The organism is Actinobaculum suis (genome assembly GCF_900102025.1).
Lineage (GTDB): Bacteria > Actinomycetota > Actinomycetes > Actinomycetales > Actinomycetaceae > Actinobaculum > Actinobaculum suis.
Window position 1 is genome coordinate 177,851 of the sequence record NZ_FNAU01000001.1, and the last position, 16,080, is coordinate 193,930.

Here is a 16,080-nt window from a genome sequence, read left to right on the forward strand (position 1 = left end):
TACGTTATTGCTTCGAGTGTCACCATTGCAGTTTCATAACCTTGGGTTACGTTTGCGTAACTTCTGGCGTTCTGGCACTGATAATGCTCCTTCGCCCCCGGGTTGCACACCCCTTCGCGGCTCGCTAATAACGAACAAGCCAGGTACCGCTGAATAAAGTTACGAATTGGAAATCTGAAGTTTGAGAATTGTTTACGGCTGGTTTTCGGCGGTGGCATTCTCTTCAGACGTGGATTCCGGTAGCACTTCCGCGAGGCGTTGCGAGACAACGGTAGACACCCCATCCTCGCGCATCGAAATGCCGTAAATCGTATCGGCGATTTCCATCGTACGTTTTTGGTGGGTAATAACCAGCAGCTGCGAGTTTTCTTTCAACATGGAGAAAATCTGCAGGAGGCGGGAAAGATTAACATCGTCGAGCGCCGCTTCCACCTCATCCATCACATAGAACGGGGATGGCCGGGCCATAAAAATCGCCACTAGGAAGGCAATCGCCGTCAGCGACCTTTCCCCACCGGAAAGCAAAGATAGCCGCCGCACACGTTTACCGGGCGGGCGCGCCTCAATTTCGATTCCCGTGGTCAGCACGTCCTCCGGCGCGGTTTGGACAAGCCGCCCTTCACCACCCGGGAACAGTTTTTCGAATACTTCCACGAAGCGGGCAGAAACATCGGCAATCGCGGAAGTCATAATCGTCTCTACGCGTGTATCCACATCCTTGACGATTTCCAGCAAATCCGCCCGGGTTTTTCGTAAGTCCGCTAATTGGTCTGCCAAGTATTGTTGGCGTTCCGCCAAAGCAGCATGTTCCTCCAAAGCTAGGGGATTAATTTTACCCAAGCGCGCCAGTTGCCGTTGTGCCTTCGCCAGCCGCTTCTCTTGCTCTTCACGCACATAAGGAACCTCACCCTCGGCGGTGGGAACCGGCATATGCGGGCCGTATTCCGCCACCAAAGTTTCCAGTGGCATACCCAGCTCCGACGCTGACTTTTCCCCCAGCTGCTCGTAGCGCAAACGCTGTTGAGATGCGGCTAGTTCCCGTTGATGGCTCGCATCATCAAGCTCCCGCCCGCGAGAATTGAGAGAATCGAGCCGGGAACGCAAGGCCGTGAGCGCGGCGTCCAGTTCCTCCCGTTCCTTTTCCGCCCGCTGGCGTTGCTGGTCGATATTGGCCACCAAGGCCGCAGCATGAGAAAGTGCTTGCCGCGCCCACAGTTCGACCTGCGCTGCCGATTTTTCCGCGGCCGCCCGCCGTTGCGCCGCGCGCGCTTCTCGCTCGATGCGTTCCTCCGCCGCCTGGGCACTCCGGTCCAAGGCATCGGCCCGGCCCATAATCGCCCGGTAACGTTCTTCCTTCGTACGTACCGCAAGACGCGCTTCCGTTTCCTGTTGCCGTGCCAGCCGTGCCGCCTGCGCCGCTGCTTGTTTTACGGTTTCCAGTTGTGCTAGCAACGCTTCCGGAGTTTGCGGAACTTGCGAGGGCGAAGAATGCGAAGTTCCGGGCGCCTGTGAGCTAGGGGTTCCGGATGCCTCCGCGCTAGCAGACGCAACCGCGCCCGCGCCGAAAACCGTAAGTTCGATACCGGGTGGAAGCTCAACGGCGTCGGCATTTTGTTGAGTGGCCACGCGGTTTTCTAGCTCGGATACCCGGTCGCTTTGTTTGGCAATGTCTTGCGCCAAAGCTTCCAAACGCGCCACGGCGCGGTTTTCTTCTGCCTGCGCGGCCGCCAGGGTTTGCCGCAAGGCTCCCAATTCCGCGGTTTTGGCGGCGACGAAAGAATCACGCGAAGCCAGTTGCTCACCCGTTTCGGTATGTATTGCCTGCCGGGAAGCGGTTTCTTCCCGTGCCCGCGCAAGCTCTTGCGTAGCGGTTTCCACCACAGTCTCGGTTTCGGTTACTTCCTGCCGGGCCTCTTCGTAGCGGGCCTGCCGAGCCAAAACCGCCGCCCCGCTCCCCTGTCCGCCCCGCACATGCGCCGCCTCCAAGATCTCGCCAGCCGCCGTGACCACGCGCGGAGCGCCAGCTTCCACAAGTTTTCGAGCCGTCACCAAATCCGCCGCGAGCGCCGTGCCGGCTAATTGTGCGCGCAAAGCCGCAGCGGCCGGACCCGAAAACTGCAAAGCGTCACGCGCCCGAATCGCGGCTTCGGTGTCAATTGTGCTGGCAGTTGCCGTAAATGCCGCTTCGAGGGCTTGATCCAGAACGTTTTCAGGAACGGATGTGTGGGCGCCAGCGGCGGCTGCCGTGGATGCGGCGGCGGATGCGGGGGTGCCAGCGGCGGCTGCCGTGGATGCGGCGGCGTCAGCGGGATCTTTTGCGGAGGCGTTTTCGGGAACATCTGCGGAACTGTTTTCGGGTGCTCCCGGCACGGCCGCAATAGTGATGTCTAGGTGGCCTGCTTTTTCGGCGTGAGCTTTCCGCAGCAGGTCTACGGCGTCGGCGAGAGTATTTACGACGACGCCGCTAGCCGCGCCACCCAACGCTGCTTCGGCTGCTGCCTCCCACCCGGGAAGCGCGGTCACAGATTCACGGGCGAGCCCACGAGCATGGGGCAAGGCCCAAGCCGTGGCATCTGCGGGTGCCAAAGACTGCGCGAGGGTTTCAGCTGTGGCGCGCGCGGAAGCTAACCGTTCGCGGGCCTGATTCAAAGTGGTACGGGCGCTGTCTTCTGCTGCTTTGGCACTGGCGAGGCGCTGCGCGGCGGCCTCGTGCGCTTGCTGGAGGGAATTGTCAGTTTCCGCGGAATTAGTTCCGGCGAGGGCCGCTTCTGCTTCCGCGACCGCTTTTTGGGCCGCGCGGGCACGCTGCGCGGCGGCTTCCTGTTCCGCAGTTACGCGCGTTTTTTCGCTGGTAAGTACTTCCAGGCGAGTGCGGGCCGTATTGAGCTGGCCGGCCAGGCGGGCCGCGTTTTCTCGTTGGTCGGCAATCTGCCGGTTGACAGCCGCGTAGGCGCTATCGGCTTCCCGTTCTTTACTTTCGGCTTCTTCACGCTGGCTAATCGCCGCATTGAGAACGTCTTGGGCGGCGGTTGCTTGGGCGCTCAGCTCTTCTTCTTCCGCACGAGCTTTGCGGGCACGCGCCCGTATATCTTCCGGGTTTTCGCCGCGCTCTGCGCTACCCGTAGCCGCGCGTAGGGAACGTTGCCGTTCTTGCGCTAGTTGCACTAAGGAACGCGATCTTTCTTCCAGGGAGCTCACCTGCTGCCACTGGCGCGTGAACTGAGCAACAGTTGGAGCGGCTTTTGCGACCGCGGCTTCGGCGGCGGCGACTTCTTCGCGCACCCGCGCGGTTTCTTGCTTGTTTTCTGCGCGTAATTCGCGTATTTCGGCCTCGCTCACCGTATCGGCTTGCATGCGCGCGGCCTGTTGGGCGGCGTCGTCAGCTAATAGGCGCGCACGGGCATCCCTTTCCGTGGCTTGAATAACTTGGGCGCGGCGCGCAGCTTCGGCTTGTTTGGCCAAAGGTCCGAGCTGGCGGCGCAGTTCCGCACTGAGATCTTCTACCCGGGTGAAAGACTCTTTCATGCCTTCGAGTTTGCGTAAGGCGCGTTCTTTGCGCCGCCGGTGTTTGAGTACCCCGGCTGCTTCTTCAATAATGCCGCGGCGTTCTTCCGGGGTGGCGGTGAGCACTTGGTCGAGCCGGCCTTGGCCGATAATGACGTGCATTTCCCGGCCCATACCGGTATCGGAAAGCAGTTCTTGGATGTCGAGGAGGCGGGCTGGGGAACCGTTGATTTCGTATTCGGAACCACCATTACGGAAAAGCCGCCGCGTGATTGTCACTTCCACGTAGTCAATCGGCAAAGCACCGTCTGAGTTATCGATAGTAAGTGACACTTCGGCGCGGCCGAGGGCAGGACGCTTTGCGGTGCCGGCAAAAATAACATCCGACATTTGCCCGCCGCGCAGGGATTTGGCTCCCTGTTCGCCCATAACCCAAGCGAGAGCATCGACGACGTTAGACTTTCCGGAACCATTGGGCCCAACTATTGCGTTGATTCCGGGTTCGAAACGCATCGTCGTCGAAGTAGCAAAGGATTTAAATCCACGCATGACCAACGACTTCAAATGCACGGCATCAAGGATAATCGATGCCGCCCGCGCAAGCCCGGACGCCACCCAATGGCGAGCCGCGGTACCGGCCGCCAGCACCAATTCCGCGGTTTGTGTTGGGCCCGGTTCTCGGACCTCGGGGCTAATTCCGCGGTTTGTGTGGGGCAGTTTTCGCGGAATTAGTAGTTACGGGTTTCGTGCGGAGCGGCCGCGCCGCTTCCCGAAACCAATTCCGCGGTTTGTGCCATGCTGCCGGCTGCGGCCTGCTGGCAACAAAAACTGGGTACGAGCATGGCGCCCGCACCCAGCCTGATTATTGATTTGTCTTTTCCGCGTTTATGCGAACCAGATGGAAATTTCCCTTTCCGCATTTTCCGGGGAATCCGACGCGTGAATAAGGTTACGCATATTTCCGTCTTCCCAGGACCGGCCGAAATCGCCGCGGATGGTGCCCGGCTGTGCTTCGAGCGGATCGGTGGCACCCACAATTTGCCGTACCGCCGCTACCACTCCATGCCCGGTCACAACGCCAATCACGACTGGCCCAGACGTCATGTAGCTTTCTACATCCGGGTAGAAAGGCTTATCCGTAATGTGGGAATAATGCTGTCCCAGCCGTTCCTTATCCAGGTTCGTCAGCTCGAGCTTTTCGAAAGCAAAGCCCTTCTTTTCAATCCGGCCCAAAATTTCACCCAAAAGCCCGCGCTCCAGGGCATCCGGTTTCACGATTATAAATACCCGTTCGGTCATGAGGCGATCCTCCCATGAATTTGCCGGCTGTGCACACAAGTCCGCTACGTGGGTATCTGCACCAATGTGTACTCTTCCGCCCGTTATGCCAGCCGCACACAAAGCGCGGAATTAGTTATTCGGCGCCGTCAGGGGCTTTTTTACCCATGAGCCGCCGGGCTTCGCCAACCAGTTCAATCGAACCGGTTACTACAACCACCGGCGTGATCATCGGCTCCGGGTTGTCTTCTTCAGCGAGGCCGGCCGCCGTATCGATGGCGTTCATCAGATTGCGTTCTACGCTCACGCGGTCTTCTCCGAAAACATCGCGCGCAATTTCTGCCAGATCGTCTGCGTCCATAGCCCGCGTGGTCGGCATATCGGTAACTACTACCGATTCGAAAATTGGTTCAAAGAAACCGAGCGTGCCTTCTACGTCTTTGTCTGCCATCATGGCGATCACGCCAACGCGCCGGCCCGGATAGTATTCCGCGAGCGCCCGGGCGGTAGCTTCTGCCCCGGCCGGGTTGTGCGCAGCATCTACCACAACCGTGGGAGAAGAGCGCACCACTTCCAAGCGGCCGGGTGAAGAAACTGCCATAAAAGCGTGTTCCACTACGTCCCCAGAAAGCGCGCCACCATCGCGGAAAGCTTCCACCGCTCCCAAAGCTAAAGCCGCATTTTCCGCCTGGAAATCTCCGCGCAAAGCCAGCGGAATATCTTCGTAAGTAGCGGCCGGGGTACGAATAGAAATCAGTTGCCCGCCAACTGCGGTTTCCCGGTTCAGTACTTCCAGATCGCGGCCATAAACTTCCAAACGACCGTGCTGCGCACGAGTTTTATCCGCAATAATATCGAGCACCGAAGGGGTTTGCGTCGCACTAATAACCGCCGCTCCCGGTTTAATAATCCCAACCTTCTCATGTGCAATTTCTTCCACCGAAGCTCCCAACCACCGTTGGTGGTCCAAAGCAATCGGCGTCAATACTGCTACCGAAGAATCGATAACATTCGTGGCGTCCCATTCCCCGCCCATGCCGACCTCTACTACGGCCACGTCCACGGGCGCATACGCAAATGCCTGGTATGCCATTACCACGAACACCTCGAAGAAGCTCATCCGCGGCCCGCCTGCCTCCACACTCTGTTTATCCACGAGCTCCACGAAAGGCGCCACATCTTCCCACGCCTGAATGAAATCTTCCCGCGAAATTGCGGCGCCATTAATTGAAATCCGCTCCCGTACGTTCTCCAAATGTGGGGAAGTAAAACGCCCAGTATGCAGACCCATTTCGCGTAGTAGTGCTTCAATCATCCGTGCCGTGGAGGTTTTCCCGTTCGTACCGGTGACGTGCACGCTCCGGTACGAGTTTTGAGGATTACCCATCATATCCAAGCAGTCCCGCACGCGTTGCAAACTCGGTTGCACCTTATGTTCCGGCGCGCGCGTAAGAATCTGCTGATAGATTGCGTCCACCTCGGCATCCAAAGCTGCGGTTGCCGCAAGGTCCGCGAGCGGTCCCGTTTCAGGTTCGGGTTGTGCCTTCACGTCTTCGACGACGCTCGGATCCGGCCCGGCGATTAATTCCGATCCCAAGAGGATCTGCAAAGCTTCACTCAGCTCCGCTTCCTCTGCGTTTTCCGCCTCTCCGGCAGCTGCACGTTCTTGCTCCGCGTCATCAAGGGCATTGAATTCTATGATCTTACGAATTTCGGCATTTTCTATCGCGGCTTTTTCCGGGTTCGCGCTACTTTCCCGGTTCACGCTGCTTCCCGGGTTCACACTATTCCCCGAGTTCACACTGTTCCCCGGGTTCACACCGCTTCCCGGGTTCGCACTGTTCACCGGGTTCGCAGCGCTTCCTGGGTTCGCGCCACTCACGCCAAAAGACGAACCATCGTTCTTCTTCATCCAATCCTCCTGTGCAGACACCGCCCAAGGCTACCCCGAAATCACTTCACCTCGAAGTGTTAGCTCATCACTGTGCTGGCGAAGTGTTAGCTCATCACTGTGCCCGAAGTGTTAGCTCATCACTGTGCTGGGCAGGGCAGGCAATTTCGCGCTAGAGGTTTCAGCTATGTGCCGCCGGTTTCCGCTGTGCCGCTTGCCTGCTACTCTCCGCTAGCACCTATGCGCCGCCGGCCATACTATGCGCCGCCAGCCTGACCCATCGCACCGGCCCGACCTGTCCCACCGGCCCGACCCGTCCCGCTGGCCGGGCTTAGGTGCGCTGCCGGTTTCCGTTTTGCGTTCTTTTTGCGACGCGGCGCCGCATAGAAATAGAAAACGCAACAGCATACAAACGCAAGCAACCACCATACGATCCACCATGGAAAGTGCGGTAGATCGCTCGGAGCACCGGCCACGGCGTCGCTCGGGGTGGGAAGCACCCGTTCCCCGGTAACCACAATTCTTTGCGTATTAATACCTAACGGAGTGCACGTGATGAGCGTCGCCAGATCGCGATTTGGATCAGCCCTAATGCTCTCTACATCTTCTGGTTCCACAACTTGAATATCCACCACGCGGTAGACCAGCACTTCATCAAAAACTTCGATCGAAAACTCGTCACCTTTTTCCACGCGGTCCAAGTGCGTGAACATAGCCTGTTCTGCCAGTCCGCGATGTGCCGTGATCACCGTGCGGGTACCTTCCCCGCCCACCGGCAACGCGGTACCTTGCAGGTGGCCGGCACCGCGGAGCAGGGTCGCATCCGAAGTTCCGTGGTAAATAGGTAGGTCGACGTCGGCCGCGGGTACCTTGATCCGCCCCATCAAACCGTCGCTTTGTACTTTTAGTTGTTCCTCATAGGGAAGTACGCCATATTCTTCCGGAGTTTTAATACTGGCCTGCGTCTCGTTCAGGGTCGGTACGTGACCGGCAATATCGACCATTCCCCCGCCCCGCAAAGCTTGGTTATATTCTTCGGCGCGCGCAATCTGCTCATTTGCGGGTGGGTCAGCCGCGATCGCCAAGGCGTTATAGGCATCAACCAGCTTGGCCTGGCGATACTGATTCACCCACTGTGCAGCCTGTGGATAAAGGAAAACAGTAACACCGACGAGCGCTAGGATCGCGGCAACTGCAGGCAGAAGATAAGCACCAAGACGAGTGCGAGATTTATGAGCCGGCGCTACGGCAGCCACTTTCGAAGCTTTTTCCTGTGCAGGTAGCGCCGACTGTGCAGGCACCCCCGATGCTACTGGCGTATTGGCCTCGGGACCTGGGTGAGTAAAGCTTTTCGTACCGCCGGCACCCGGCCGCGGTGTGGGTTCGGGCGCTGTTTCAGGAATTTTTGCGGGCGGATTATCTGACATCCTGGACGCACCTTCTTTCTCGGGTTTTTGGTCTTCTTTCGCGGGTTTTGAAGCGAAGTGGTCATGGAACGCGAAATGTGACAGGTGGAATCAAGTGAAATGCGGAAAGCGAGATGTGGCAAGTGAAATGCGGAAAGCGAGAACCAAATGGAAAATGGAAGCCGGCAAATATTCCCCCGCACCTACCCCGCAGGAAAAACCCAAGCGGAGAAAGATGCGGGGGAATAAATGGCGACCTAGCTAACTAGGGTTTACTCTTGTTCGGCCTTGCGGCGGCGTACCGAAGCCACGCCGGCCCAAACACCCAGGCCGATAAGCACCACACCCACGACGGCGAGGATCAGCGCGCCCTGTGCACCGGTCAGCGGCAAGCCGGGAAGCTTGCTACCAGCATCACCAGCGGTGAGGTTGGTGATCGTCTGTACGTTGGTATTCGCATCCGCCACGACATTGACAAGCTGCCCATCAGCCCACTTTTTATCAATTTCGTAGCCAACCGGAGCCTTGATTTCTTTCACCCAGTACTTGCCTACCGCAAGATTTTGGGTTGCTACCCCACCTTCAGCGGTAGTTATCTCTACGGGATCAAATTTCTCATCCGGTCCCGATCCGTCCTTCACAGCCGGCTGGATAGAGAAGGTGGCACCATCGAGGGTCAGGTTTTGACCATTGACCTTCTTGATGGTCAGAGTCGAAAAGTCAACCGTAGTCGGTTCTTCAGTACCAGGCTTACCTGGGTTGGACGACTTATACGTCTCATTGTTGATCACGGTCTGCGACTGGTTGGTCAGTGGCCCGTTCAAGGAATCGGCAACAGTAGCACGAATAGTCACATTCACGGTATATCCGGACTTCAGTTGGTCCAAAACATTCGCAAAGTCAACCGTAACCGTGTTGGTCGAGGCCTCAATTGAAATCTGCGGCGTAACGTCTACCTTTTGGTTATCGGTTCCCAATACCTCTACCGTGACCTTATCTTCAGTAACGGCATTAACGCCTTCCGGAAGGTCGTCGATTACCTTGAAGGTGGATAGTTTCTCAGTAGTACCGAGAGCCGGCACCTTCTGGGTGATCTGCCATGCAACCTCATCCCCCGGGAAATGCACCTTGTCTTGGTCGAGAACCTTCTTGACTGGCAGGTCATCGGGATTGAGCACGGTATTCTTCGGATACACATGGACGTCATAAAGCCAGCCGTTTTGAGCCGCCTTATTCGGGGACGGGATCGTCACCAAGAACGGAGCACTCTTCGCGGTCACATTCTTCGGAGCCGACTTTTCCGTTACCAGGTAAACACCGATTGGCAACTCGGCCTTAGTAGCCTTTCCTTCTTTGTCCGTCGCCGGGAAATCAACTGCTTCCTCGGTCGTGAATTCCATCTCTACCAGAGACTCCGGAGTCTTCGGGCTAGCTGGTCCTTTGCCCGTGATCTTTCCGTTAGCGTCGACCGTCAACGACTGGGCCGAAGTCCAGCCGACATTGGTCGAAAGGTCGATGTTTTTTACTTTCGCATAAGTAAAGGTGACGTCGCTAATCGGCTCCGTCGTGGGCTTTTCGCCGTCCTTTAGCTCCGTACCATCGCCCGCCTTACCCAGATCCGGGTTAGCGAACTTGTGGATCGTGATCGAACCCTTGGCGTCCGGGTTGATATTGCCCGATTCTGCGTGAGCGGCCGGAGCGAGCGCCGCCATTCCGGCAATCCCGCCCGCGAAAGAGACGGTGAGCACGCCCGCAGCGAGCGCCGCCATCCGCGCGCGGAAGCTTTTCGTTTTCCTCGACATATTCATTCCTTACGAATAGTTTTCGTTTCCGGTTATTACGATTCCTCAGAGTGTTCCTCCGACGACGCCGTAGCCCCGCCCGCGTGGAATCTCTGCCTTATTAGATGCAGTAGTCTCACGGCGAAGGCCGTAGCCCTGCTCGCGTGGAATCCTCTGCCTCAATATTTCCTTCCGATTAGTGCCCAATCCTCGTACTTACTGAGCTCCCGCCTGCCGGCGTCGCAACGCCACCAGTCCGGCTATCCCAGCCAGCGCCACAATTGCCACGCCGCCCAGGATGAAGAGCGATGCAGCCGTCCCGCCGGTAATCGGCAAGCCCGGTAAGCCGCTCGCCGAAACCCGCTCATTGACCACATCACCCAAGTTCTTGCCCGCATCCACATCAGCGTCCGTAATCTCAAACGTGATCGGATCCTTGAGCTTTGCAAAACCACCCGGAGCCTGCGTTTCCGTCAGCGTGTAAGTGCCCAATGGCAACCCGCTCACCCGGAAGCCGCCCTCCGTGGCATCCACATCCGGGCCGTCCGCAGCCTCTTCCGCGCTCGTTGCATCGGTGATAATCAAATCCACCTCATCCGTTGCACCTGCCGGCCCCGGCCCGCCCTGCAACGAAAACTCGGCCCCGCCCAGCGGCCGCTGCTGCGCATCCGTCTTCCGGAAAATCAGATCCGCAGCGGCCAGCGCAGACACCGGGTTCTTTACCTCAGCAACTGGCACGGCGTCCCCAGATACCTGCGCATTTGCCGCCACTACCGGGCCAGGCTGTTGCGTTTCATCCCAGCGGTACTTTGATGATCCGGCCATTGGATGCGCGGCCGAGTTGTCCGGCGTCGTACTCTGCACCCCAGTTTGGGTAACCGTGCAGGTAGAACCCACCGGAATGCGGTCCTTCCTCGGATCGGAAGTCCACGTTTCTCCCGCGGCAACCGGACCCCAAGTACCCGTGATTGGCTGCTGACCAGCCGGATCGAATTCGGGTGGCACACAACTGTATTCGCCATTAAATTGCAGGCCCGGATCCGGCGTGAACCCGCCCGCTTGTTCCGGCGGCAAACCAGAACTATCAATACTTGGTTTGACGCTGATCTGCCCCAGCGGCTGGTTGGTTACCGTACAGTTGAGCACGGTTCCCGGATCGGCCCCGCTAAGTGTGAACCCGTTCGGCGCCGGCTGCGTAGAAACCTGCGGATCTGACCAAGCATAAGTATCTCGGTGATGCCCGGGTTGCCACCGCTCATTAGCGGGCTGAGTGGGCGCCGTACATGATGCCCCAGACCCATCGTCGTAGAACCGGAAACCCGGTTTTTGTGTTTCCGTAAAAGTAATCGGATCGGCAGGTACAAAACCCGTGATCGTACTACCGAGTTCTATCGGGTTCTTCGGATTTCCTGGCTTGAACTGCAAAGGCCAAGTAATAGTGCCATCCGCGTTCGTAGCCTGCGGCGCGGAGGCAATATTGCCCGCTTCTGGATCGCCGGCAGGAAGGCTCGGACCGTTCTGGGTTGGAGTGAACTGCCAATCCGCGAGCGTGCCCGGCGGTGCCTGCACGGGTTTTCCGTTTTGATCAACAATGGCCTTCTGTACGGTCACGCCCGGAACTACCAGGGTAACGGCATGGTCTTCCACCTCGCCGTCGCGGGTCATCCCGTTGTAGCGCAAAGGCTGGGCGTCGGTCGAAATAATCATGCGTAAAGCACTGGGATACATCCCGGGCGGCCGTGAAGTATCGACCATATCTCCAGTAACGTACCAATCCAGGTCCGCTTCGCCACCATTACAGGTTGTGGTCGTTTTTTCTTTCTCTTCGAAAGTTCCGTTGCCGTTCCAATCCAGCCAGGCAGCTACATTTGCGTCCTCGCCGGTACAAGTAACCGCTTTCCGGTAGGCCGTATCGGGGCGCGCGTAGACGAGCAAGGGTTCAGTAATCCCATCCTCATCGTCAACAGCACCGGTAGAAGAAATATCGTCATCTCCGCGCGTGGTGTACCAAGAGCCGCGCGCGTGTGCATAATCGGCGGTATCGATATCGACGTTATCCCCAAAACGCGGTTCTGCAACCGGAGCGAGGCGCGCTTTCTCAAGCTCAAGCGCATCGTGGACTTCGCCCCACGGAATCTCCCCGCCCGTAATATCGGGTTGGTTGAGCGCCGCCGCATTCGAGTAGCTTTGCGGCGCGTCCCCCATATCTAGCCCAAGTACGACGCCGATAGCGATGTCATTTCCCCCGTTGTTCTGGAACATGACCTCCGCGCCATATGCGTTATCGGCATACAGCGTAGTAAAGGGACCATAAAAGTCTGATTCGGGCCGGTTGTGCCCGGTTTCATCGCGATAGTCGAAAGTGTTGCGCGGATTAATGGAGTTGCCGGCATTGTAGTTGGAACGATTCCGCTGGACCCAGCAGTTTTCATTCGGAGAGCTGAGCATAACGGCGTCGTCTGTGCGAAGGCTGTTAGAGAATTCTGGCGTTACATTCGGAATTGGCGGGGTTGCGGGTTTCTTCGTAATAATATTTTGTTCGCTGTAGTAGAAGCGCCGATTTCGTTTTGCATTCGGGTGGAGACCGCCGTTATTGTCCACCGGCGAACTGAGTGCCCCGCTGTACATATCGAAAACATCGCTGTAAAGATTGCCGCGATGTACGTACTGGCGATTCGACGCCGAACACATATTGCTGCTCTCAAGCAGGCGCCACGAGAGATCTTTACCCGGTTGTACCGCCGGAACGATGCCTATGGCTTCAACATTGTCGATGGTTTCCGCATTGGCGAAAACCATTCCTTTGATCGGCACTTCCACCGGTGCCATTCCGGGACGTTCCATCCGCGTGGAGCAAGAAATATCGAAGCGCCGATAGCCGGCATTCCCGCCGATACCAGCCGCTAAACCGCGGTTGTCAACAATGCCGTTATCGGTTACTCGCTCTTTGCCGTAGAAATGGTCGAAAGCATCGCCTTGGTAGCCGCGATCATTAGGCCTTGGGACACCGTTGTAATTCCAACCGGGACGATACGCTTCGATGCTGTTCGACCGCCACGTAGCTCGATCCGCATAACCGCCATTCACAACGCAGGTGGTGACAAGGACGCCGTCGCCAATTTGGGTGCGGCTTTCTTGCTTAAGCGGGAACGCCGAAGCGGGAATTGTAGTGCCGCCCTCGTTTTTAATTCCGTCTACCGCGGAGTCCCAATCGACCCAGTCAATCATGCCGCGGTACGGGCTTTGGCCACTTTCCGCGAATTCGGCGTGTGCCTGGGGCATGGCCGGGGTAACGAAAAAGTTGGCCATGCTTAGCAATATGGAAAGGCAGGCGGTGAGTGCGAGGCCTTTACGCCGGCGAGCTTTCCTGCTCGCGTGCCGGCTAGCAGCCTGAGTAGAGGATTCGCCCGCGTGCCAGCTTGCGACCCGGCCAAAGAAAACGGCCGGCTGGTGCGGGCTTACCGCGAAGGCATGGCGTGCTCGGCATCGTGCACTTCGGCAAGATGCATTGCGGTGCCCGCGCGATATTTGACCATGGTTCATCAGATTCTCCCGGGTGAGGCGAGATTCTGCCTCAACCGGTCGGCCAAGACAGTTTTGCGCTTCAGCAACCACCGTCCGTATGCGGACCGCTTCCCGCGGTTCGGGTTCCCGTTCCCGCGGTTCGGGTTCCCGTTCCCGCGGTTCTGGCGGATTTCGTGGACTCGGATCTACCGAACCGCTCGGATCTACCGAACTGACTGCGCCGCCGGGCGTGACTCCGGCACCGCACAGTTTTCGCGTTTTCCTCGCAGGGCCGCAAGCCAAGGATTTTTTATTTAGCACCCAACCGGCCGCGCCCTATGCTGTGCCCTACCCTGTAAACCGCAGGAAACCACAGGAAAACAGGTGATCGCTGTAAACGGCTTTCATACTAACACCGTTCTCTAGCGCCAAAACTAGGCCTTGACCTGCAGATTCGTAAAATATTTTTCACACAATTAATGGACGCACAGACGCGTGTGTTTGAACACTTGATTAATGGCGAGAGTTTTTCGGGCGTTTGTTTTGCGCTGCCCAAAAATCCTGCCGCGACTTGGTAAACAACTCTCGCACTCACCAATTCCGCGATTTGCGTTCCCCTACCGACTGACCGATTCCGCGGAATTAGTAGCACCCACTATTTACAAATTCCGCGTTTTATGTTGCGCCCACCGATTGTCCAATTTCGCGGAATTAGTTCCACTGTCCAATTTCGCGGAATTAGTCCACCGGGAAGATTATTGCGGCGGGGCCTACTAGTGCCGGTTGGGGAAATCCAGGAGGTCACTAGGACCGAAGGCTTGCGGGAGGATTTCTTTCAGGGGCGCGATACCACCGGGCAGTTTTAGGAGCATTTCCGGCCCGCCATGTTCGTGTAGCAATTGCCGGCACCGCCCGCAGGGCACCGTTGCCCGCTCCCTTCCGTCTACGCAGGTAAAAGCTACTAGCCTGCCGCCGCCGGCCCGCACGAGGCTGGAAACCAGCCCGCATTCTGCACATAGCCCGCACGGATAGGAAGCATTCTCCACGTTCGCGCCGGTATAAATCCGCCCGTCAGTAGCCAAGGCGGCCGCGCCCACCGGAAAACCTGAATATGGACAATAAGCAGTTCGCATTGCCTCCACTGCTTCCGCATGGAGCTTTTCCCAAACTTCCGCACCCACCTCGGGCGAATTTACTGCCGGTACCATTGTTTACCTCCATCAACCTTAGTTTTGCCGAAACGGCATTCTCCGTTATGCCGGCCCGGGCGCCTGTGCCTGCGGCGTCGGCATCGTCTATTTACCAAACCGCCCGGGGCAACAATGCAACCACTGCTACCCCGGGCCGTTTTCCCGGTACGCCCAGCAACCAGCAACTTGCGCGCCTGTGCTGCACGTACCAACTACCACAACCGTTACTTGAAGTACGGCACGTTCTCCGAAGCTGGCGGCCGCGACCTGCCCACGAACCCTGCCACAGCGAAGATCGTCACCAGGTAAGGAATCATGGAAATCAGAGACGAAGGCGCCTGCAGCTCGAGCGTCGGCAAGAGAATCGAAATCGCATTGGCAAGACCAAACATGAGCGCAGCTGCGGCCGCACCCACCGGATGCCATTTACCCAAAATCATGGCGGCCAAGGCAATATATCCGTTTCCGGCAGACATATTCTGCGTAAAGGAATGCCCAACCGAAGCCCCGATCGTGAAGTACGCACCCCCGAAACCGGCAATTGCGCCGGAAAGTAGCACGCCCTTCCACCGCGTTTTCCGTACGTCAATACCAACCGTGTCTGCCGCGTGCGGGTGCTCTCCCACCGCCCGCAAACGCAGACCCCAACGCGAACGGAACAGGTAGATCGTCAACAGAATAACCACCGCATACATGATGTAAACGAGTGGGGTCTGGTTGAAGAGCACCGGTCCGATGATCGGAATATCGCTCACTATAGGAATCTTCAGATTCTGCATATTAACGGCAGCTGAATTTAGTTCCTGGGGCCGTTCCGAAAGCGTGGTGGAGAAGAAGAACGTGGTCAACCCCAACACCAAGGCATTGAGCACCACGCCGATAATAATCTGATCAATATTGTACTGAATGGCGAAGAAGGCGAGCAGTACGCCCACCAGCATCCCGCCTAGGCCCGCGGCCAGTAAACCGATCCACGGGCTATTGGTCAAAGTTGCTACGACGACGCCGCAGAAGGCTCCGATTAGCAACTGGCCTTCAATCGCAATATTGACCACGCCTACGCGTTCCGCAACGACGCCCGAAAGCGAGCCGAAAATTAGCGGCGTAGACAAAGCGAGGGCAGAGGCAAGCAGGGCCGTAATCGTAATCGTGCCTACCGATCCACCTCCGTACCAGGTGAGGAAGCCGAGCACTACGCTCAGCCCCACCACCACCGCGGGCAAAGCTCCAGAGGGGCGATGCTTAAGCGTGCGATAAATAGAGTAGGCACACATTGCCGCACTCAGAAGCGTAAGCACCAGGCAGACCGTGGCCGAATTCAAAGAAAAATCCGGAATCTGGATACGGTCATTATCTGAGGCCGCCAAACGGTACGTGGCTACGCCTTCTGCGCGGAGTGTAAAGTACAGCAAAAGCAGAGTCGCAATGCCGTAAGTAATTGGAAGCTTCCAGCCCCGGCGTTTCACTACTTCGTGGCCGACCGGGCTAATCTCAGGCGCTTGCGTCATGGTACTTGTACTCATTTC

Annotated in this window: 9 protein-coding genes; all 9 read right to left on the reverse strand. The window is 57.7% G+C overall.

Annotated features, from left to right (window positions below):
• Positions 1-192: 192 nt before the first annotated feature.
• Positions 193-4,053 carry a chromosome segregation SMC family protein gene (locus BLT47_RS00745; protein WP_083329974.1) on the reverse strand — a complete coding sequence of 1,287 codons (3,861 nt, stop codon included), beginning with the start codon at positions 4,051-4,053 and terminating at the stop codon, positions 193-195.
• Between the two features lie 179 nt (positions 4,054-4,232).
• The gene (locus BLT47_RS09240) at positions 4,233-4,424 is read right to left on the reverse strand and encodes a hypothetical protein (protein WP_176764457.1); all 192 of its coding nucleotides are present in this window, start codon (positions 4,422-4,424) and stop codon (positions 4,233-4,235) included.
• Positions 4,390-4,803: a nucleoside-diphosphate kinase gene (ndk, locus tag BLT47_RS00750; RefSeq protein ID WP_049618772.1), complete on the reverse strand. Its 414-nt coding sequence runs from the start codon at positions 4,801-4,803 to the stop codon at positions 4,390-4,392. Before ndk ends, BLT47_RS09240 begins: the two co-directional genes overlap by 35 nt.
• Positions 4,804-4,918: 115 nt before the next feature.
• Positions 4,919-6,715: a bifunctional folylpolyglutamate synthase/dihydrofolate synthase gene (locus BLT47_RS00755; RefSeq protein WP_231583019.1), complete on the reverse strand. Its 1,797-nt coding sequence runs from the start codon at positions 6,713-6,715 to the stop codon at positions 4,919-4,921.
• A gap of 215 nt (positions 6,716-6,930) precedes the next feature.
• The gene (locus BLT47_RS00760) at positions 6,931-7,974 is read right to left on the reverse strand and encodes a class C sortase (protein WP_074660861.1); all 1,044 of its coding nucleotides are present in this window, start codon (positions 7,972-7,974) and stop codon (positions 6,931-6,933) included.
• 377 nt (positions 7,975-8,351) lie between these two features.
• Positions 8,352-9,881 (reverse strand): SpaH/EbpB family LPXTG-anchored major pilin, encoded by a 1,530-nt coding sequence (locus BLT47_RS00765; protein WP_176764462.1) that lies wholly within the window; start codon positions 9,879-9,881, stop codon positions 8,352-8,354.
• Between the two features lie 195 nt (positions 9,882-10,076).
• Positions 10,077-13,169 carry a CshA/CshB family fibrillar adhesin-related protein gene (locus BLT47_RS00770; RefSeq protein ID WP_074660696.1) on the reverse strand — a complete coding sequence of 1,031 codons (3,093 nt, stop codon included), beginning with the start codon at positions 13,167-13,169 and terminating at the stop codon, positions 10,077-10,079.
• Between the two features lie 968 nt (positions 13,170-14,137).
• On the reverse strand, positions 14,138-14,572 hold the full coding sequence (locus BLT47_RS00780; RefSeq protein WP_074660702.1) for a cytidine deaminase: 435 nt from the start codon (positions 14,570-14,572) through the stop codon (positions 14,138-14,140).
• Between the two features lie 206 nt (positions 14,573-14,778).
• Positions 14,779-16,077, reverse strand: a complete 1,299-nt coding sequence (locus BLT47_RS00785; RefSeq protein WP_256332485.1) for an ABC transporter permease — start codon at positions 16,075-16,077, stop codon at positions 14,779-14,781.
• Positions 16,078-16,080 lie beyond the last annotated feature (3 nt).